The organism is Streptomyces sp. NPDC052052, assembly GCF_040680455.1.
Taxonomy (GTDB): domain Bacteria; phylum Actinomycetota; class Actinomycetes; order Streptomycetales; family Streptomycetaceae; genus Streptomyces.
Window position 1 is genome coordinate 99,041 of the sequence record NZ_JBFAWU010000011.1, and the last position, 18,642, is coordinate 117,682.

Below are 18,642 nucleotides of genomic sequence, written 5' to 3' on the forward strand. Positions count from 1 at the left end.
GGTAGCGTGGCCGCCATGTCCGAAGCCCCTGACAGCCACATGTCCACGATCGGTCCGCGGCTGCGTGAGCTCCGCCTGGCCCAGGGGCTGACACTCGCCCAGGTCGCCGAATCCGCGGGCGTGACCAAGGGGTTCGTCAGCCTCGCCGAGCGCGGCAAGACCTCGGTCTCCGTCCCGACCCTGATCCGGATCTGCGAGGCGCTGGGCACCGGCATCGCCGCGCTCTTCGACTACCCGGACCAGGACGTCGTCAAGGGCGGCCGGGGCGCCAAGCTGGAGATGGGCGGACACGGCATCGAGGAGTTCCTGCTCACCCCCGCCGAGGAACGGCACGTCCAGGTCATGCGGACGATCCTGCGGCCCGGCGGCGGTTCGGGCGGCGCGTACAGCCTGGAGGCCGAGACCGTCTTCGCCTATCTGGTCCGCGGCACGCTCCGGCTCAGCGTGGACGGCGAGCCCCGGTTCCTGGAGGCCGGGGACTCGACGACCTTCTCCGCCCGCGCCGCACACGCCTGGGACAACCCCGGCGAGGACGAGGCCGAGGTCCTCTGGTCGATCGCCCCCGCCCTGCCGCTCACCCGCACCAAGCTCCGGCCGCAGCCCGGCTCGTGAGGCGACCTCACCCCTGACCGGCGAGGCAGTCGCGGCGGGGATAATCGTCGGCATGCCCGACGACGACCCGGCCGCCGCGACGCTCGCCCGGCCGGTGCCCCCACACGACCACCGGCCACCGCCGCAGCCCCACGCCCGCGGCCGTCTCGCCACGGCCCTCGCCGCGGCGGCACCGGCCCTCGGGGCGTACGCGGCTGTGCGCCTGATCGGCCTCCTCGTCCTCGCCGCGGCCACGGCGGGCGCCGGGAAGAGCGCCTTCCACCTCCTCGGCGAACGCTGGGACTCCGTCTGGTACCAGCGGATCGCCGAGAACGGCTACGGTCACACCGTCCGCCTCCCCGACGGCGGCATCCACTCCGACCTGGCCTTCTTCCCCCTGCTGCCCGCGCTGGAACGCGGCATCGCGGAGCTGACCCCGCTCTCCCTCGCGGGCGCCGGACTGCTGGTCTCCTGGACCGCCGCGCTCTTCGCCGCCTGGGGGATCTTCGCCGTCGGGGCACATCTGCACGGGCGCCGGACCGGAGTGGTGCTGGCCGCGCTGTGGGGCGTGTACCCGACGGCGTTCGTCCAGTCGATGGCGTACACCGAGACACTCTTCACCGCCTGCGCCGCCTGGTCGCTGTACGCGGTGCTGACCCGGCGCTGGATCGTGGCGGGCACCCTGTGCACCCTCGCCGGGCTCACCCGGCCCTCCGCTGCGGCGCTCATCGCCGCCCTCGCGATCACCGCCGCGGTCACCCTCGTACGGGAGCACCGGGCCGGCCGCACGGACCTCGTCCGCCGCAATGCCCGGATGCTGACCGGCGCCGCACTCGCACCGCTCGGCTGGCTCGCCTACGTGGTGTTCGTCGCCGTGCACGAGGGCAGCCCGTTCGCCTACTTCGACGTCCAGGCCCAGTGGGGCAACAGCATCGACGGAGGCGTGGCGCTCGCCTCGTTCATCCTCCAACTGCCCTGGCCCGCCGCGCTCGGACTGGGCCTCGCACTCGCCGGCCTGGCCGGGGCGGTGTTCCTCTGCGTACGGCAGCGCCAGCCGCTCCCCGTCCTCACGTACTGCATCGCCGTCGTCGTCATCGCCCTGATCGGCTCCGGCTACTTCGGGTCCAGGCCCCGGCTGATGATGCCCGCGTTCCCGCTTCTGCTGCCGCCCGCCACCGCGCTGCTGCGGCTGCGCTCCACGGCCCGCACGGTCACGATCGTCGCCGTACTAGCGGTGGCCTCGGCGGCCTACGGGGCATGGACGCTGCTGGGCTCCGGCCCGCCGTAGCCGCCAACACCCCAACCGCGCCCGGGCGGTGGCGTGCACCCCGGGAGGCTCACCGCCGCCTCCCGCCACCCTCCTGAGGGGCGATCCGCACGCGTGCCCCCGGCCGCAGCCCCCACTTCTCCATCGCCCCGGCCTCCGACTCGACCACATGTCGGGCCCGCAGCCGCGGCATCCCGAGCCGGCCCGGCTTCATCGTGCGGACGGCGACCACGTTGAACTTCCGGTCCAGGTACGCCACATCGATGGTGAACCGCATCCCGAAGGTGTGCACACTCCCGCACGGGGTGATCAGCAGCGCGCCGTCGATCCCGTCCTGCCCGAGCAGCCCGCGGCTCCGCGTCCGGTACGTGGCCGCGATCCGCAGCGGTATCTCCGCCTCCTCCCCTCCCTGCGGACCAGTGACCGTCAACGTCCCATTCCCATTGCGCCATTGACTCATGGCCGTGACGTTAGTGCCCCGACGGCGGCGGCTGGGTCCGGAACGCCACGCAGTGGGCCCCAGGGCCCATGTCCCCACGCCCGCCACCCGCCTAGGGTCTGCTGTGTGTACGTCACGCTGATCGTGCTCGCCGCGCTCTGGGGCGCCGCGTCCGGGTCACTCATCCCGCGCGCCGCCTACCGGTTCTCCGTCGAACCGGACGAGCCCTGGCGGGACACCTGCCCCGCGGGCCACGCCCTCACCGGCGCAGCCCGTGGCTGGCTCGGCTCGACCCGATGCGCCATGTGCGCGGCGGCGCCGGTGCCCAGGGCCGTACGCACCGGGCCGACCGACCGCGGCGACGGAGGCGAGGACGCCGGGCAGTATCCAGCGCGCTACGCCCCCGGGGCCCTCGTCCCCGTCGTCACCGCGCTTGCCTGCGTCGTGCTCGCCGCGGCCACCGGACTCAGACCCGAGCTCGCGGTCTGGCTGCTGCTGGCCCCCGTCGGCGTGCTCCTCGCGACCATCGACCGGCGCGTCCACCGCCTGCCCGACCGGCTGACCCTCCCCGCCGCGGCGGCGGCCGCCGTCCTCCTGGGCGTCGCGGCGCTGCTCCCGGAGCACGGCGGATCCTGGCGCTCCGCCCTGCTCGGCGGAGCGGGGCTCGGTGCCTTCTACTACCTGCTCTACCTCATCAACCCGAGCGGCATGGGCTTCGGGGACGTCAAGCTCGCCCTGTCCCTGGGGGCGGCCCTCGGCTGGTACGGCTGGGGCGTGGTGTTCGCCGGGGGCTTCGCCGGGTTCCTGCTCGGAGCGGTGTACGGACTGGTCCTGATGGTCCTGAGGCGGGCCGGCCGCAAGACCGGCATCCCCTTCGGACCGTTCATGCTCACCGGCGCCCTGCTGGGCATCCTCCTCGGGGCCCTTGCCGCCTGACCCCTGCCCGACGTACCTGCCGCCGGTACCGGCGAGGCCTGCCGCCCGCGCCGGGCGTAAACCGGTCGCGGCGCGCATGCCTCGGCTGCCACCCTTCCCGCATGGCAGGCACACCCGGAGCAGCGGCGGAACAGGCCCGGTTCGACGCCCTCGTCGCGGAGGCCGACGCGGTCTCCGTCGACGGTTGGGACTTCTCCTGGCTCGACGGCCGGGCCACCGAGCAGCGCCCCTCCTGGGGCTACGCCCGCGCCATGGCGGACCGGATGGGACGGGCCAGGGCCGCACTCGACATCCAGACCGGCGGCGGCGAGGTCCTGGCCTCCGTACCGAAGCCGGCACCGCTCACCGTCGCCACCGAGTCCTGGCCGCCGAACATCGCCCGTGCCACCGCCCTTCTGCACCCGCTCGGCGCGGTGGTGGTCGCCGATGCGGACGAGCCGCCGCTGCCGTTCGGTGACAAGGCGTTCGACCTGGTGGTCAGCCGGCATCCGGTGACCACCTGGTGGACGGAGATCGCGCGGGTGCTCACGCCCGGGGGGACCTACTTCTCCCAACAGGTCGGTCCGGCCAGTGTTTTCGAACTCGTCGAGTACTTCCTCGGTCCACAGGCGCCGCAGGCGCGCGACGCCCGCGACCCGGAGAAGGCGCGGGTCGCAGCCGAGGCCGCCGGCCTCGAAGTAGTCGATCTGCGGAGGGAGACACTGCGTATCGAGTTCTTCGACATCGGCGCCGTCGTCTACTTCCTGCGGAAGGTGATCTGGATGGTGCCGGGCTTCACCGTCGATGCGTACCGGCCCCAACTCGCCGGGCTGCACCACCTCATCGAGACCGATGGGCCGTTCGTCGCCCACAGCACCCGATTCCTGATCGAGGCCCGGAAGCCCGGCCTGCGGAGAACGGAGTAGCCGACTCCGCCACTTCCGTCCGAAAGGTGCGACCCTGGACGGGAGCGCATGGGAGGGAACCGGCCATGGACGTGGGGAACGAACAGGAAGCACCGCGCGCCCGGGAGGGGAAGGCCGACTGGCTCAGCGGTGCGCGGATCATCGGGGTACTCGGAGTCTTCTACCGGCCGGAGGGGCAGGTGGGGGAGCCGGAAGCCGTCGAATTCCTGCTGGACGACAGCCAGTCGGTGCTCCTGACCTGCGCCTCTGACGGGACCCTGCACGTGGGCCCCGGCGCCTGGCCCGCGCTGCCCGACTGGTGCGTACCGTCGGGGCAGTGGGAGTTCGCCCCGCTGTCGAACCTGCCGTTTCCCCCCGACGGCGGCTGGACCGTCATCAGCACCGAGGAGTGCGGAAACGAGCACGGCGAGATGTATGAGGCCGTCATCCGGTGCGCGGGCGGACGCTTCACGGTCGGCGGCGGCGACACCGTGACGATCCGCTTCACCCGCGGCCACCGGGGCGGACCGGCGACCGCCTAGCACCGCGCGGACAGACACAGGCACGGACACGGGTCCGGGGCCACGGCCGCAGGGCGGGTGGTCACGATGTGGAAACCAGCCGTCCCTCGCGGCGGGCCCCGTCCGATACTCGGCGCATGACCTCGGTGAGACGTACAGCGAAGGCTTCCGCCGCCGCCCTGGCGCTCCTCCTCGCCGCCCTGGCCGGCTGCGGCACGGAACGGTCGGGCGGCTCCGGGTCCGGCGCCCCGGGGAGTGGCCGCACCGCGGGCGCCTCCCCCTACGGCGATCAGGGCCTCCCCGAGGGGGCGGCGAAGTACCGGGAGAACCACGCCTTCCAGCTCCCCGTCGAACTGTCCGCGGCCGACCGTGCCAAGGGCGACCAGGAAGTGAAGAAGATCAAGGCGGGCCTGGCCGGGATCGCGGAGCGGCGCGGAATCACCGAGCCCCGGCTCCTCAAGGCGCTCACCGGTCTCGGATACCCCCGCGAGGCCGTCTCCACCTGGACCTACGGCCCACCCAACAAGATCGTCACCTTCGTGGTCGACATCGGTGCGATCTGTGTGGACGGGGCCCTGGACGACACGGGCAGCGGGCTCGTCACGGCCGAGGCGCACGGCAGGTACCTGGAAGGAACCGGGTGCGTGAAGCCGGCCGGCGGCCACTGAGACCGAGGCTCATTTCGCGTCCGCAGCGCAGCATCGTGAATTCGGAGAGTAATTTTCGAGTGGCGTGGCATCCAGCACCCCTTACGAAGGGTTATGGTGGAAACCCCCCCTCGGGCCGGTCCGTATCCCCCCCCACGGACCGGCCCGTTTTTTCATGGGCCCGCCGAGCGGAGCCCATGACCCCCGAAGCCCTCCCCGCGAACCTCCGCGGACCCGCTCCGTGAGCGGCGCCGCGGCCCGGGTCAGCCCCGTCCGGCCCAGATGTTCGCGCCCGCGGTGTCCACCGCGAAGGTGTCGATCTCGTGGAGCTCCTCGGCCGACAGCGGCGCCCCGGAGAGCGCGGCGACGTTCTCCTCCAGCTGCCGCACGCTGGACGCGCCTATCAGCGCCGAGGTCATACGGCTGTCCCGCAGCACCCAGGTGAGTGCCAGCTGGGCGAGTGACTGGCCGCGCCGCCGGGCGATGTCGTTCAGCCCGTTGAGCCGGCGCAGCACTTCCTCGGAGAGCAGCCCCGGGTCCAGGGACTTGCCCTGGGTGGCACGCGAACCCTCCGGAATGCCGGTCAGGTACTTGTTCGTGAGCAGGCCCTGGGCGAGCGGCACGAAGGAGATGCAGCCCATCCCGGCCGTCTCCAGGGTGTCCAGCAGCCCGTCGTCCTCGATCCAGCGGTTGATCATCGAGTAGGACGGCTGGTGGATCAGGGCCGGTACGCCCATCTCCCTGAGCAGCCGGGCGGCCTCGGCGGTCTGCTCCGAGTTGTAGGAGGACACCCCCACGTACAGGGCCTTGCCCTGCTGGACGGCGGAGGCCAGCGCCCCCATCGTCTCCTCCAGCGGGGTGTCCGGGTCGAAGCGGTGGGAGTAGAAGATGTCGACGTAGTCGAGCCCCATCCGCCGCAGCGACGCGTCCAGCGACGACAGCAGGTACTTGCGGGAACCCCATTCGCCGTACGGGCCCGGGTGCATGTCGTAGCCGGCCTTGGTGGAGATGACCAGCTCGTCCCGGTAGGGAGCGAAGTCCTGGCGGAGCATCGTGCCGAAGTTGAGCTCGGCGGAACCGGGCGGCGGGCCGTAGTTGTTCGCCAGGTCGAAATGGGTCACACCGAGATCGAAGGCGCGGCGCAGGATCGCCCGCTGGGAATCCAGGGTGCGGTCGTCGCCGAAGTTGTGCCAGAGGCCGAGGGAGACGGCCGGGAGCTTGAGACCGCTACGGCCGCTGCGGCGGTACTCCATGGAGTCGTAGCGCGAACCGGCTGCCCGGTAGAGAAGAGGAGAATCAGTCACGTTTCCCTCCTTATCACGGACTTGTGACAGGCCGGGTTGGGCCGCTGCGCCGCCTGAGCAGTAATGTGGCGACTCAGGGACTGCCACGGCGCGGCGGGGCGATGGACTCTGCGGAGTAGTGCGGTGATTCCCAGGAACGCCCCGGACCCCTGCATCGGGGCGGGCGGCCCCGCACGGAACCGAGAGGTGAACTCAGTGAACTTGCGCGACCTGGTGTACGGGCTCTACGCCCGCCGGGTGGAGGCCCGCCTCGACCACACCCAGGGGCCCAAGCACATCGGCGTCATCCTCGACGGCAACCGCCGCTGGGCGCGAGCGTCCGGCGGCACGGCCGCGCAGGGGCACCAGGCCGGTGCGGACAAGATCCAGGAACTGCTCGGCTGGTGCAGTGAGGCCGATGTGGAAGTCGTCACGCTCTGGCTGCTCTCCACGGACAACTTCGACCGGCCCGAGGCCGAGCTGACCCCGCTCCTGCGCATCATCGAGAACACCGTGCGCGACCTCGCGGCGGACGGGCGCTGGCGGGTCCACCACGTCGGCACGCTGGACCTGCTGCCCGCCGGCACCCAGACCGTCCTCAAGGAGGCCGAGCAGGCCACGGCCGACGTCGACGGGATACTGGTCAATGTCGCTGTCGGTTACGGCGGGCGCCAGGAGATCGCCGACGCGGTCCGCTCGTTGCTGCTGGAACACTCCGCCAAGGGGACGTCCTTCGAGGACCTGGCGGAGATCGTCTCCACCGACCTGATCTCCGAGCACCTCTACACCCGTGGCCAGCCCGACCCCGACCTGGTGATCCGTACCAGCGGTGAGCAGCGGCTGTCCGGGTTCATGCTCTGGCAGAGCGCGCACTCCGAGTACTACTTCTGCGAGGTCTTCTGGCCGGCCTTCCGCCGCGTCGACTTCCTGCGGGCCCTGCGCGACTACGCGGCCCGCCACCGCCGCTTCGGCGGCTGATCCCGCCGCCGCCGCGGCGGCGCTCCTGACCCGTTCGGCCCAGTGCCCGGGGAGTCACTTCCATTCCACCGTCCGGTGCGGAACGGCATGGCTTCGCGTGTTCGAGGGAATACCCCTGGCAGGTCGGCGTCCGATCTCCAGCCAGGTGGACGCCCTGTCCAAGTGAGCGGCATCAGTCCGCTCGCCCGGGAGGCCCTTTGCACCCGAAGGACCGTACACACAGTGCGGCCGACGCGGAGGGCCGGTGCTCGGCCCGTGCATCGGGGCCGCAGCCCGGTCCGTCCTCTCCCATTGGGATGCTCCGCGACGCCGTCGCACCCCAACCTCGTCCGAGGGGGTACGTCCTTCCGTGGTGACCAGCACAAAGCGCCGCTTGTCCGACAGGCGCACCTACGTTCTCGACACCAGCGTCCTGCTGGCCGATCCGAACGCCCTGGCCCGGTTCGACGAGCACGAAGTCGTGCTCCCGATCGTCGTGGTCACGGAACTCGAGGCCAAACGGCACCACCCGGAGCTGGGGTACTTCGCCCGGAAGGCGCTGCGCCTGCTGGACGATTTCCGGACCCGCTACGGCCGGCTGGATGCCCCGCTCCCGCTCGGCGATCTGGGCGGGACCCTGCGCGTCGAGCTCAACCACTCCGACCCCGGAGTGCTGCCCGCCGGCTACCGGTTGGGTGACAACGACTCACGGATCCTCGCGGTCGCCCGCAACCTCCAGGCCGAGGGGTACGACGTCACGGTCGTCTCCAAGGACCTGCCGCTGCGGATCAAGGCCTCCTCGGTCGGGCTCCTCGCCGAGGAGTACCGCGCCGAACTCGCCATCACCGACTCCGGCTGGACGGGCATGTCCGAACTGCCCCTCGCCGCCGAACAGGTGGATCTGCTCTACAGCGAGGAGACCCTGTATGTCCCCGAGGCCGCCGATCTGCCCGTGCACACCGGACTGGTCCTCCAGTCCGAGCGCGGCAAGGCGCTCGGCCGGGTCACCGGCGAGGGCAATGTCCGGCTGGTCCGCGGTGACCGGGAGGTCTTCGGCATCCGCGGCCGCAGCGCCGAGCAGCGCATCGCGCTCGACCTCCTGCTCGACCAGGAGGTCGGCATCGTGTCGCTGGGCGGCAGGGCCGGCACGGGAAAGTCGGCGCTGGCACTCTGCGCCGGGCTCGAAGCCGTCCTGGAGCGCCGGCAGCACCGGAAGGTGATGGTCTTCCGCCCGCTGTACGCGGTCGGCGGGCAGGAGCTGGGCTACCTCCCCGGCACCGAGGCCGAGAAGATGAGCCCCTGGGCGCAGGCCGTCTTCGACACGCTCTCCGCGGTCGCCGGACGCGAGGTGATCGAGGAGGTGCTGGGGCGCGGCATGCTGGAGATCCTGCCGCTCACCCATATCCGGGGCCGCTCGCTCCATGACGCCTTCGTGATCGTCGACGAGGCGCAGTCACTGGAACGGAACGTCCTTCTGACCGTGTTGTCCCGGATCGGGGCGAATTCCCGGGTGGTGCTCACGCATGACGTGGCCCAGCGGGACAACCTCAGGGTCGGCCGGTACGACGGAGTCGTCGCCGTGATCGAGAAGCTGAAGGGTCATCCGCTCTTCGCGCATGTCACGCTCACCCGCTCCGAGCGTTCGCGGATCGCCGCACTGGTGACCGAAATGTTGGAGGACGGGCACATCTGAACCGGAATGTGACCGTAGTGCCGCCCGGCGAGCGAAGAAGCTTAGCCGGGCGGCGCCGTGTTGTGGCGGCACCTTCGCAAAACATCTGCTCCAAACGTGGTGTGAGCTTTCCCACGCAACCGGGAATTGCTTCCCGGCGTGCCGTTCCGGCAGAGTCTTGCTTCCGTCAGGCCCCGCATACGGCACACCCGCACCTCCCGAGGTGCCACGCACCACACAACTCAACAACCGTCGGCCGTATGCCGCCCGCGAGTACCACGCGGCACTTCCTCCGGGGAGTTGCCCACCGGGCCCGCGCCTCCCGTGACCCAAGCAGTAGGGAGGCCAGTGTCAGGGGCACGATTGCGTCCGCGAGGTCACCTAAGCGGGCGCTGCTGGAAGGACACCGTGTGAGCCGGATCTCGGTCCGGGGGTTCGCCGTGGCATCAGCCACTGCGGTCACCACCGTCGGCGCCGTCGTAGGCGTCGCCTCGGGCAGCACTCCCGCTGCCGACGACAACTTCGAGGCGACTGCAGCCGACACGACGCTTCTCGCCGACATCCCCGCGGGCCAGCAGGCCCAGGTGCAGACCGCCTCGCTGACGCAGCAGGCCGACGCCCAGGCATCCGCGGCCGACGCGGCGGCGAAGAAGTCCGCCGAGGAATCGGCCCGCATCCAGGCCGCCAAGGACGCCAAGACGAAGAAGCAGGCGGCCGAGGACAAGCTGAAGCAGGAGCGTGAGGCCAAGAAGGCCGCCGAGCGCGCCAGCCGTTCCGAGGTCCGCAGCGCTGCCACGTTCGCCACGCAGAGTTCGTACACCGTGGCCGAGGTCCAGGCGATGGCACGTCAGATGGTGCCTGCCGACCAGTTCCAGTGCTTCAGCAACATCGTGAACCACGAGTCCAGCTGGAACTACCGGGCGACCAACGCGTCTTCCGGCGCCTATGGCCTCGTCCAGGCACTGCCCGGCTCGAAGATGGCCTCCGCCGGCGCCGACTGGCAGACCAACCCGGCCACCCAGATCAAGTGGGGCCTCAGCTACATGGACGGCCGTTACGGCAGCCCGTGCGGCGCCTGGTCCTTCTGGCAGGCCAACAGCTGGTACTAGAACCGGCTTCCGGTTCAGGTCCCCGTTTTTCTGAGCCTGCACCGTCCTTCGGACGCTGTTGGCCGACTCCGCCCCGCTGGATGTGATCCAGCGGGGCGGAGTGCTGGGCGCCACCATGTTGTCGTGCCGGGGCACAGGGGAGCGCGGCCGGCTCCTGGCGTTCGCCGCGGCCTCCGCCGCCTCGCGCGACATCCGATTCGCCTGAGACCCGGAGCGGCTGAGCGGCTCAGTCCTTGGCGGCGGTACGACGCGCGCGACGGACGGCGGCCGACGTCCTCGCCACCAGGGCGAGGGCCCCGAGCAAGAGGCACGGTCCGGCTGCGATCCGGAGCGCGAGCATTCCGTCATCGGGCACGCCCGCCAGTCCCATGACCGCCGGAGCGAGGCCGCTCGCATAGATCGCGCATGCGGCCACCCCGCGTGCTCTGGCGGCTCGGACGCTCCTGTCGCCGACCCAGCGGGGTGACCATCCGCGCAGTGACGCGATGGCGAGTGGAAGCAGGACCGCCGTGTACGCCGCGATCCAGACCCAGTAGAACGTCACGGTTCACCCTCTCTCGGTGGAGCCTGGAACGGGTTTCAGGCAGGGCTGCCGCCCGCGGGGTTTCCTGCGGGCTCGGCGCCGACTGCGCGTCGGTCAGGGCATGTTAGGCCCCTCGGGAACAGCAGGTGAAGCGGTCCTGCCCGCCGTACGCGATCACCGGTCCGTACCGGTCTCTGTTCCAACAGGGCGGTGTCGGCGGGTGGTTCGGACGTGGATGTTCCGGTGGAGCCCACGCGGCCGCCGAGCCGCCCGTGACGGGCAGCTGCCCGCCACGGGCGCACAGAGCCGAAATCCCGTCGCCGCGCCCGCCCGCGACTCGTCAACGGCGTTCGTCCTTCGGTCAGGGGCTTCGCGCGTGTACGGTCGTACGGCTGGTCGAGGGAGCGGCGGGGAGAGAAGAGGGGGGAAGAGCGATCATGTCGAGACTTCCGGGGTGGCTCGGCCGCCTGGGCATCGAACTGGCCGAACTCGGCGAGCGGCTGGAACAGCGCAGGGCCGAGGCGGAAGGGGCCGAGGGGGTCGACGCCGCGCCGATCGAACCGCCGGAACTCGCCGTCGCACCCGCAGGGGACATATCTGCCGAGGCGAGCAGCCCCGGCGCCGCGGCCGGCCGGGTGCCGCCTCCTCCCGCGTACGCCCCCGCGGTGGCGGCCCGGCCCGATCCGGTCGCGGTGATCCCCTGGGGCATGCGCGTCGCGGCCGAAGCGGGCTGGCGGCTGCTCGTCCTGGCGGGCACCCTCTGGGTGCTGATGCGGGTCATCAGCGCCGTGCAACTGGTGGTTCTGGCCTTCGCCGCCGCGCTGCTCGTCACCGCTCTGCTGCAGCCGACCGTCGCCCGGCTGCGCCGGCACGGTCTGCCGCGCGGACTGGCCACCGCGATAACGGCGATCCTGGGTTTCGTCGTCATGGGCCTGGTCGGCTGGTTCGTCGTCTGGCAGGTCATGGACAACCTCGACACCCTCTCCGACAAGGTGCGGGCGGGTATCGAAGACCTGAAGAACTGGCTGCTCGACAGCCCCTTCCATGTCACCGAGCAGCAGATCAACGATGTCGCCAAGAGCCTCAGCGACACGATCGGCACCAACACCGAGCAGATAACCTCCGCCGGACTGCAGGGCGTCACGGTGATGGCGGAGTTCCTCACCGGGGCACTGCTAGCGATGTTCTCGACGCTCTTCCTGCTGTACGACGGGAAGCGCATCTGGCACTGGGTGCTGAGGCTGGTGCCCGCGCAGGCCCGGCCGGGCGTCGCGGGTGCCGGGCCGCGCGCCTGGCGGACCCTGACCGCCTATGTGCGGGGCACCGTCGTCGTCGCACTGATCGACGCGATCTTCATCGGGCTCGGGATCTGGTTCCTGCACGTACCGATGGCGGTGCCGCTCGCCGTCTTCATCTTCCTCTTCGCGTTCATCCCGCTGGTCGGTGCGGTGATCTCCGGAGCACTCGCGGTGGTCGTCGCACTCGTCACCGAGGGGGTGTTCACCGCGCTGATGGTGCTGGTGGTGGTGCTGGCCGTGCAGCAGATCGAAGGCCATGTGCTGCAGCCGTTCATCCTGGGGCGCGCGGTACGTGTGCATCCGCTCGCCGTGGTGCTCTCCGTGGCCGCGGGCGGCATGATCGCGGGCATCGGCGGCGCGGTCGTCGCGGTACCGCTGGTCGCGGTCACCAACACCGTGGTCGGCTATCTGCGGTCGTACGGGCAGGAGGAGGCACTGCGGCAGGCTCCGCCCCCGCACGGGGCGACCGCGGTCGACGTCGCGCCGACGCCCGCTCCGGGATCACCGCCCGAGCACATAGACCTCGGTGACGACCCGGTCGGCGATGGCGGGAAGACCATGTGAACGTAAGAGGGGCCCCACGGACGGTCGGTCGGTCGATCGTCCACGGGGCCCCTCTCGTACCAGGGGTACCGCTGGTCCTACTCGGCGAGTACGGCCTCGGCTTCGAGGGTCACGCCGACCGCCTGGATCACCGAGGCGATCTTGACGGCTTCCTGGATGGTCTCGCGCTCCACGCCGGCCTTGCGCAGCACCTGCTCGTGGGAGTCGAGGCACTGGCCGCAGCCGTTGATCGCGGAGACCGCGAGCGACCACAGTTCGAAGTCGACCTTCTCCACACCGGGCTTGCCGATGACGTTCATCCGCAGACCCGCACGGAGCGTCCCGTACTCGGGGTCCGACAGCAGGTGCCGGGTCCGGTAGAAGACGTTGTTCATCGCCATGATGGCGGCGGCGGCCTTCGCGGCGGTGTACGCCTCCGCGGAGAGGTTGGCCTTCGCCTCCGGCTCCAGCTCGCGGAGCACCTTCGGCGAGCGCGAGGCGATCGCGCAGGCGAGGACGGTGCCCCACAGCTGCTGCTGGGGGAGCTCGCTGTTCCCGATGACCGAACCCAGGTTCAGCTTCAGGTCCTTGGCGAAGTCCGGGACGGCGGCCTTCAGTTCGTCGAGTGCCATGGTTCTGTCAGCTCACTCGCCCGAGAGGAGGGCGACCGGGTCGAGGGTGTTCTCGCCCTTGGTCCAGTTGCAGGGGCACAGCTCGTCGGTCTGCAGGGCGTCCAGGACCCGGAGGACCTCCTTGGGGTTACGGCCCACGGAACCGGCGGTCACCATCGTGAACTGGATCTCGTTGTTCTGGTCGACGATGAAGACGGCGCGCTGGGCGAAGCCGTCCTCGCCCTCGATGCCGAGGTCACGCATGAGCTCGTGCTTCGAGTCGGCCATCATCGGGAAGGGCAGGTCGGTCAGGTCCGGGTGGTCCTTGCGCCAGGCGTGGTGCACGAACTCGGAGTCGCCGGAGAAGCCGAGGATCTGGGCGTCACGGTCGGCGAACTCTTCGTTCAGCTTGCCGAAAGCGGCGATCTCGGTGGGGCACACGAAGGTGAAGTCCTTCGGCCACGCGAAGACGATCTTCCACTTGCCCTCGTAGGTCTTGTGGTTGATCTGCTCGAACTCCTTGCCGCTCTCCAGCGAGACACAGGCAGTGAGGTCGAACTCCGGGAACTTGTCACCGACAGTGAGCACAGGCTCTCCTTGCAGCGTAGGAATTCCCTTTTGGGGGAGTTCCTGAGGGTTGGACTGCCCCCACCTTGGCACAGAATGCATTGATAGCGGAAATAGCTACACTCGGTCGTGATGATCGGAGGTGCCTATCAGTGGCGCAGGGTAATCAGGGCAACCGGACCAAACAGCCCAGTCTGTCGCAGCTGCGCGCCTTCGCGGCCGTTGCCGAGCATCTGCACTTCCGGGACGCCGCGGCAGCCATCGGGATGAGCCAGCCGGCCCTCTCCGGAGCCGTGTCGGCGCTGGAGGAGGTCCTCGGCGTCCAGCTCATCGAGCGTACGACGCGCAAGGTGCTGCTCTCGCCGGCCGGGGAGCGGCTCGCGGTCCGGGCCCGGGTGGTGCTGGAGGCCGTGGCCGAGCTGATGGAGGAGGCCGAGGCGGTCCGGGCGCCCTTCACCGGAGTGCTCAGGCTCGGGGTGATCCCGACCGTCGCGCCGTATCTGCTGCCGACCGTGCTGCGGCTGGTCCACGAGCTCTACCCGGAACTCGACCTCCAGGTGCACGAGGAACAGACCTCCTCGCTGCTGGAGGGGCTGGCTGCCGGGAGGCTGGACCTGCTGCTGCTCGCGGTGCCGCTCGGAGTGCCGGGGGTGAGCGAACTCCCGCTCTTCGACGAGGACTTCGTCCTGGTGATGGAGCGTGACCACTGGCTGGGCGGCCGCATCGACATCCCGCGCGAGGCGCTGCGCGAGCTGCCGCTGCTGTTGCTCGACGAGGGGCACTGCCTGCGCGACCAGGCGCTCGACATCTGCCGGGAAGCCGGACGTACCGAGGGCGCGCCGGTCACCACGACCGCGGCCGGGCTCTCCACGCTGGTGCAGTTGGTCGCCGGTGGGCTCGGGGTGACGCTGCTGCCGCGTACCGCGCTGACGGTCGAGACCGGCCGTAACAATGCGCTGGCCACCGGGTACTTCGCGGACCCCGCCCCCTCGCGCCGGGTGGCGCTGGCGATGCGGACGGGAGCGGCGCGGCACGAGGAGTTCGAGGAGCTCGCGGCGGCGCTCAGGGGGGCGATGGCGGCGTTGCCGGTACGGGTGACGGCGGGCGGGTGACGAGGACCGCGCGCCGGGGCACGACCCGAAAGGGCCGCACCCCGGACGCTGTGACCGCGTCACTCCGTGCGCAGGCCGTCCGGGCGCATCATCCGCCACAGCGGCGGCAGCGAGACCAGGGTGACCAGCAGGATGAGTGCCGCGCCCGCCCCCATCAGGGGCACGAACGACCACCACTCGGTGACCTTCTTGTCGATCATCCAGACCAGCACCGCACCCAGCCCGAGGCCGCCCGCGACGGCCACCGTCAGGCCGATGACCACGGGCACGGCGGTCTGCCAGAGCACCGACCAGCCGAGCGTGGTCCGCCGGGTGCCGAAGGCGACCAGTACCGACAACAGGCGCCTGCGTTCCCGGAGTTGTTCCAGCTGGGCGACCAGCATGGCGGCGGCGATCAGCAGCAGGGTCGCGGTCGCGCCGACCCGGAGACCGGTCTGCACACTCGCGTACTGGCTGTCGCGGGCCACCGAGGTGAGGGTCGCTACCCGCATGCCGGGGTCGATCCGGGCGGCTGCGTTCCGCACGTACTCGCCGACGTCCTCGACGCTCTCGTCGACCCGGATCTGCGCCTTGGTCTGTGCGTGCGGCAGGGTGGCCGGGTCGATCGCGCCGGCCGTCGCCATGACGCCCCAGTGCTCCTCACCCATGGGATCCGGTCGGGAGGAGACGGTCGGAGTGTCGGCGGGCAGGGTCCACAGCTTCGACTTCTCGCCGGGTTCCGATCCCATCGCGTAGTTGAGTTCGAGCACCTTGCCCTTGCGGGCAGCCTTGTCCGTCCAGTCGGCCATCTCCTTGTCCTGGGGGTGGACGACGAACACGTCGCCCTCCTCGCAGGAGCCGATCCGGGCGATCTCGCGCAGGGTCGGGCAGTCGCCGATGGTCAGCGAGGTGGTGGGCTGGACCTCGTCCTCCCCGTAGGTGCCCGGCTTGACGGCGTACGACTCGACCGTGCCGATGACCGCCTCCACCCCCTTGACGGCCCGGAACTCCTTGATGGTCCGGGTGGCCGCCTCGCCGGTCACGTTCTCGGAGAACGTGTAGAACTGGGCCCGCTTCGGGTCCTGCCCCGTCATCCGGTTGAACTCGTCGCCCATCGCGGCGAACAGCATCTGCAGGGCCACCGCGCCCGCCACCGCGACCGTGATGCCGCTGACCGCACGGGAGGCCGCCCCGCTGCTCAGCTGGAGCCTGCGGGTGGCGAGCTGCCAGGGCACCGGGCCTCCGTGCAGCCGGTTCACGCACGCCTCGACCAGCCAGGGCAGCAGCAGGGCGAGCCCGACCAGGACGAGTACGGCGCCGGCCGCGATCGGGTACGGATTGACCGGGGTGAACTCGTCGACCTTTCCGGTCAGCGCCAGCACCACCAGTCCCGCGACCGGCAGCAGCAGCCGCCACCAGAGCCGACGCCTGCGGCTGCCGCTGTTGCGTACGACGCCGAGCGGTTCGATCACCACCGAGCGCAGGGCGATCAGCGTGACGAGCACCGCGGCCACCGGAACGGCGACGGCGATCAGCGTGGCCAGCAGGGGATCGGGGACCAGGTCCGACGGGAAGGCGCTGACGTCCCACACCACGACGGAGCCCACGAACCGGCGCCCCAGCAGGAAGAGCACCAGGCCGGTCAGCAGCCCGAGCACCGCGCCGAAGAACGCCTCGCCGGCCGCGATCCGGCGGGTCGTCCCGATGTCCGTACCGACCAGGCGCAGTGCGGCGAGCCTGCGGTCGCGGCGGTCCCCGCCCAGGCGCACGGCCGTCGCGATGAAGATCGCGACCGGTACCAGCAGCACCACGCAGATCATGATGATCAGCACGATGAGGATCGGCGGCATCTCCTTGCCCGGACCAAAATCGCCGTAACCGGCGATCCGGTGACCGCCGTTCGCGGGGGTCAGGGTGTCGCTGCCCACGTAGAAGAGCAGCTCGTTCGGGGAGATCAGGCCCTCGTCGGCGACCGTGCCGGTGATCCGGTACGGCAGCCGTTCCCTGAGCAGGCTGCCCTCGGAGGAGCCGAGCAGTTCCTTCAGGGCGGGGGAGACCACCATCTCGCCCGCGCCGGGGAAGTGCGCCACGCCCGGCGGGACGGCGGGGTGGGAGCCGTCGGCGCGCATCAGGTAGCCGCCGATGACGCGGCCGCGGTACTCGGTCTCCGCGTCGATGCGGAGCACCGAGGTGTCCGACTTCTCGGCCGAGGCGTCGGGCGATTCGGAGATCTTGGTCTCGGTGCGGGCCTGCTCGCGTGCGGAACGCTGGTCGAGCAGGTGCGGTACGGAGGCGGCGGTCAGCAGCAGCGCCACGCCCAGGCCGACACCGACGGCGGTCAGCAGGGTGCGGATCCAGCCCTCGCGTCCGCCGGCGACGGCGAACCGGATGCCCAGGCCGAGATCGCGCAGCAGGCCGGGGACGCGGGTGGGCCGGGGAGGCCGGGGCGGTGCGTCGGCCGGGACACCGGCCGGGGCGTTGTGGTCGAGCAGGGTCATCCGATGCGCTCCAGGTCGCGGACCCGGCCGTCGCGCACGGTGATGTCACGGTCGGAGTACGCGGCGACCCGGGCCTCGTGGGTCACCAGGACGACGGCGACGTTCTCGGACCTGGCCGCCTCGGTGAGCAGCTCCATGACCCGCTCGCCGTTGAGGGAGTCCAGGGCGCCGGTCGGCTCGTCGGCGAAGATCACCTTCGGGGACGAGGCCAGCGCACGGGCCACGGCGACGCGCTGGCCCTGGCCGCCGGAGACCTCGCCGGGGCGCTTGGCCGCGGTGTCCTCGACCTCCAGGCGCTCCATCCAGTGGCGGGCGGTGCGCTCGGCGTCCTTGCGCCGGGCGCCGCTCAGGCGCAGCGGCAGGGCGACGTTCTCCACGCAGGTCAGTTCGGGGACGAGCTGGCCGAACTGGAAGACGAAGCCGAAGTCGGCGCGGCGCAGGGCGCTGCGTTCGGCGTCCGGCATCGCGGAGAGCTCGCGGCCGGCGTAGGTGATGGTGCCCTGGTCGGGCACGACGATTCCGGCGAGGCAGTGCAGCAGGGTCGACTTGCCGGAGCCGGAGGGGCCCATGACGGCGACGACCTCGCCGGGGTGGATGGAGAACGAGGCGCCGTCGAGCGCCGGTGTGGCGCCGTACGACTTGTACAGACTCTCGGCGCTCAGCAGGGAGCCGGCGGGGGTCATCCGGTCACCTCCGCGGCGAGTCGGTCCAGTCGGGCGGCGGTCAGTTCCAGCCAGCGCAGGTCGGCTTCGAGATGGAAGAGTGCGTGGTCGCAGATCAGCTGGTCGGCGATGTCGCCCTTGCGCTTGCGGTCGGTGAGGATCCGCATGAGCCGCAGGTGCTCGGCGCGCTGGGTGTCCAGCAGGGCTTCGGCGCTGCGGCCGGTGAGCAGGGCCAGCACGACCTTGGTGTAGAGCGTCGACTGGAGGTAGGGCTCGGGCTTCTCCGGCTGGGTGAGCCAGGTGGCGACATCGGTGATGCCCGCCTCGGTGATGGCGTACCGCTTGCGCTCGGGGCCGCCGCCGCTCTCGATGCCGTCGACCTCGACGAGGCCGTTCTTCAGGAGCCGGGACATGGTCGAGTAGACCTGGCCGTAGTGCAGGGGGCGGTCGTGACCGAACTTCTCGTCGAACGTGCGCTTGAGGTCGTAGCCGTGGCGCGGGCCGGACTCCAGGAGTCCGAGCAGGGTGTGGCCGATAGACATG

The 18,642-nt window shown here is 70.9% G+C and carries 20 protein-coding genes; 12 read left to right on the top strand and 8 right to left on the bottom strand.

Annotated features, from left to right (window positions below; translation table 11 throughout):
• Window positions 1-15 precede the first annotated feature (15 nt).
• Entirely contained in the window at window positions 16-612 is a 597-nt protein-coding gene (locus tag AB0L71_RS15475) for an XRE family transcriptional regulator (RefSeq protein ID WP_365242677.1), read from the top strand.
• A gap of 52 nt (window positions 613-664) precedes the next feature.
• Complete coding sequence (locus tag AB0L71_RS15480; protein ID WP_365242679.1) at window positions 665-1,879, top strand: hypothetical protein; 1,215 nt, start codon at window positions 665-667, stop codon at window positions 1,877-1,879.
• Window positions 1,880-1,928: 49 nt separating this feature from the next.
• Here the strand turns inward: AB0L71_RS15480 and AB0L71_RS15485 are convergent, their stop codons facing one another.
• Window positions 1,929-2,318, bottom strand: a complete 390-nt coding sequence (locus AB0L71_RS15485) for a DUF192 domain-containing protein (RefSeq protein ID WP_365242681.1) — start codon at window positions 2,316-2,318, stop codon at window positions 1,929-1,931.
• Between the two features lie 105 nt (window positions 2,319-2,423).
• Between AB0L71_RS15485 and AB0L71_RS15490 the strand changes: the two genes are divergently transcribed.
• From AB0L71_RS15490 to AB0L71_RS15505, 4 genes are all read left to right on the top strand, one after another.
• Complete coding sequence (locus AB0L71_RS15490) at window positions 2,424-3,233, top strand: prepilin peptidase (protein WP_365242683.1); 810 nt, start codon at window positions 2,424-2,426, stop codon at window positions 3,231-3,233.
• Between the two features lie 101 nt (window positions 3,234-3,334).
• On the top strand, window positions 3,335-4,138 hold the full coding sequence (locus tag AB0L71_RS15495; RefSeq protein ID WP_365242685.1) for a class I SAM-dependent methyltransferase: 804 nt from the start codon (window positions 3,335-3,337) through the stop codon (window positions 4,136-4,138).
• Window positions 4,139-4,203: 65 nt separating this feature from the next.
• Entirely contained in the window at window positions 4,204-4,659 is a 456-nt protein-coding gene (locus tag AB0L71_RS15500) for a hypothetical protein (RefSeq protein ID WP_365242687.1), read from the top strand.
• Window positions 4,660-4,775: 116 nt separating this feature from the next.
• Window positions 4,776-5,306: a hypothetical protein gene (locus AB0L71_RS15505; RefSeq protein ID WP_365242689.1), complete on the top strand. Its 531-nt coding sequence runs from the start codon at window positions 4,776-4,778 to the stop codon at window positions 5,304-5,306.
• Between the two features lie 242 nt (window positions 5,307-5,548).
• Here AB0L71_RS15505 and mgrA read toward each other — a convergent pair whose 3' ends face one another.
• Entirely contained in the window at window positions 5,549-6,589 is a 1,041-nt protein-coding gene (gene mgrA, locus AB0L71_RS15510; protein WP_365242691.1) for an L-glyceraldehyde 3-phosphate reductase, read from the bottom strand.
• 195 nt (window positions 6,590-6,784) lie between these two features.
• Between mgrA and AB0L71_RS15515 the strand changes: the two genes are divergently transcribed.
• From AB0L71_RS15515 to AB0L71_RS15530, 4 genes are all read left to right on the top strand, one after another.
• A complete protein-coding gene (locus tag AB0L71_RS15515) occupies window positions 6,785-7,546 on the top strand; it encodes an isoprenyl transferase (protein WP_365242937.1) in 762 nt (253 codons plus the stop codon).
• A gap of 349 nt (window positions 7,547-7,895) precedes the next feature.
• Window positions 7,896-9,218, top strand: a complete 1,323-nt coding sequence (locus tag AB0L71_RS15520; protein ID WP_365242693.1) for a PhoH family protein — start codon at window positions 7,896-7,898, stop codon at window positions 9,216-9,218.
• 389 nt (window positions 9,219-9,607) lie between these two features.
• A complete protein-coding gene (locus tag AB0L71_RS15525; RefSeq protein WP_365242695.1) occupies window positions 9,608-10,306 on the top strand; it encodes a lytic transglycosylase domain-containing protein in 699 nt (232 codons plus the stop codon).
• Between the two features lie 58 nt (window positions 10,307-10,364).
• On the top strand, window positions 10,365-10,511 hold the full coding sequence (locus tag AB0L71_RS15530; protein ID WP_365242697.1) for a hypothetical protein: 147 nt from the start codon (window positions 10,365-10,367) through the stop codon (window positions 10,509-10,511).
• Between the two features lie 21 nt (window positions 10,512-10,532).
• On the opposite strand, the gene AB0L71_RS15535 is transcribed toward AB0L71_RS15530, so the two are convergent.
• Window positions 10,533-10,850, bottom strand: coding sequence for a hypothetical protein (locus tag AB0L71_RS15535; protein ID WP_365242699.1), 318 nt, complete (start codon window positions 10,848-10,850; stop codon window positions 10,533-10,535).
• 416 nt (window positions 10,851-11,266) lie between these two features.
• Between AB0L71_RS15535 and AB0L71_RS15540 the strand changes: the two genes are divergently transcribed.
• The gene (locus tag AB0L71_RS15540) at window positions 11,267-12,691 is read left to right on the top strand and encodes an AI-2E family transporter (protein WP_365242701.1); all 1,425 of its coding nucleotides are present in this window, start codon (window positions 11,267-11,269) and stop codon (window positions 12,689-12,691) included.
• Between the two features lie 77 nt (window positions 12,692-12,768).
• On the opposite strand, the gene AB0L71_RS15545 is transcribed toward AB0L71_RS15540, so the two are convergent.
• Entirely contained in the window at window positions 12,769-13,302 is a 534-nt protein-coding gene (locus AB0L71_RS15545) for an alkyl hydroperoxide reductase (protein ID WP_365242703.1), read from the bottom strand.
• A gap of 12 nt (window positions 13,303-13,314) precedes the next feature.
• Window positions 13,315-13,869 carry a peroxiredoxin gene (locus AB0L71_RS15550; RefSeq protein WP_259934020.1) on the bottom strand — a complete coding sequence of 185 codons (555 nt, stop codon included), beginning with the start codon at window positions 13,867-13,869 and terminating at the stop codon, window positions 13,315-13,317.
• 131 nt (window positions 13,870-14,000) lie between these two features.
• On the opposite strand from AB0L71_RS15550, the gene AB0L71_RS15555 reads away from it, so the two are divergent.
• Entirely contained in the window at window positions 14,001-14,960 is a 960-nt protein-coding gene (locus tag AB0L71_RS15555; RefSeq protein WP_365242706.1) for a hydrogen peroxide-inducible genes activator, read from the top strand.
• A gap of 59 nt (window positions 14,961-15,019) precedes the next feature.
• Here the strand turns inward: AB0L71_RS15555 and AB0L71_RS15560 are convergent, their stop codons facing one another.
• The 3 genes from AB0L71_RS15560 to AB0L71_RS15570 are packed head-to-tail and all read right to left on the bottom strand — an operon-like array spanning window position 15,020 to window position 18,641.
• Window positions 15,020-17,437, bottom strand: a complete 2,418-nt coding sequence (locus tag AB0L71_RS15560; RefSeq protein WP_365242708.1) for an FtsX-like permease family protein — start codon at window positions 17,435-17,437, stop codon at window positions 15,020-15,022.
• Window positions 17,434-18,120 (bottom strand): ABC transporter ATP-binding protein, encoded by a 687-nt coding sequence (locus tag AB0L71_RS15565; RefSeq protein ID WP_365242710.1) that lies wholly within the window; start codon window positions 18,118-18,120, stop codon window positions 17,434-17,436. The genes AB0L71_RS15560 and AB0L71_RS15565 overlap by 4 nt, the downstream gene beginning before the upstream one ends.
• On the bottom strand, window positions 18,117-18,641 hold the full coding sequence (locus AB0L71_RS15570; RefSeq protein WP_365242712.1) for a PadR family transcriptional regulator: 525 nt from the start codon (window positions 18,639-18,641) through the stop codon (window positions 18,117-18,119). Before AB0L71_RS15570 ends, AB0L71_RS15565 begins: the two co-directional genes overlap by 4 nt.
• Window position 18,642 lies beyond the last annotated feature (1 nt).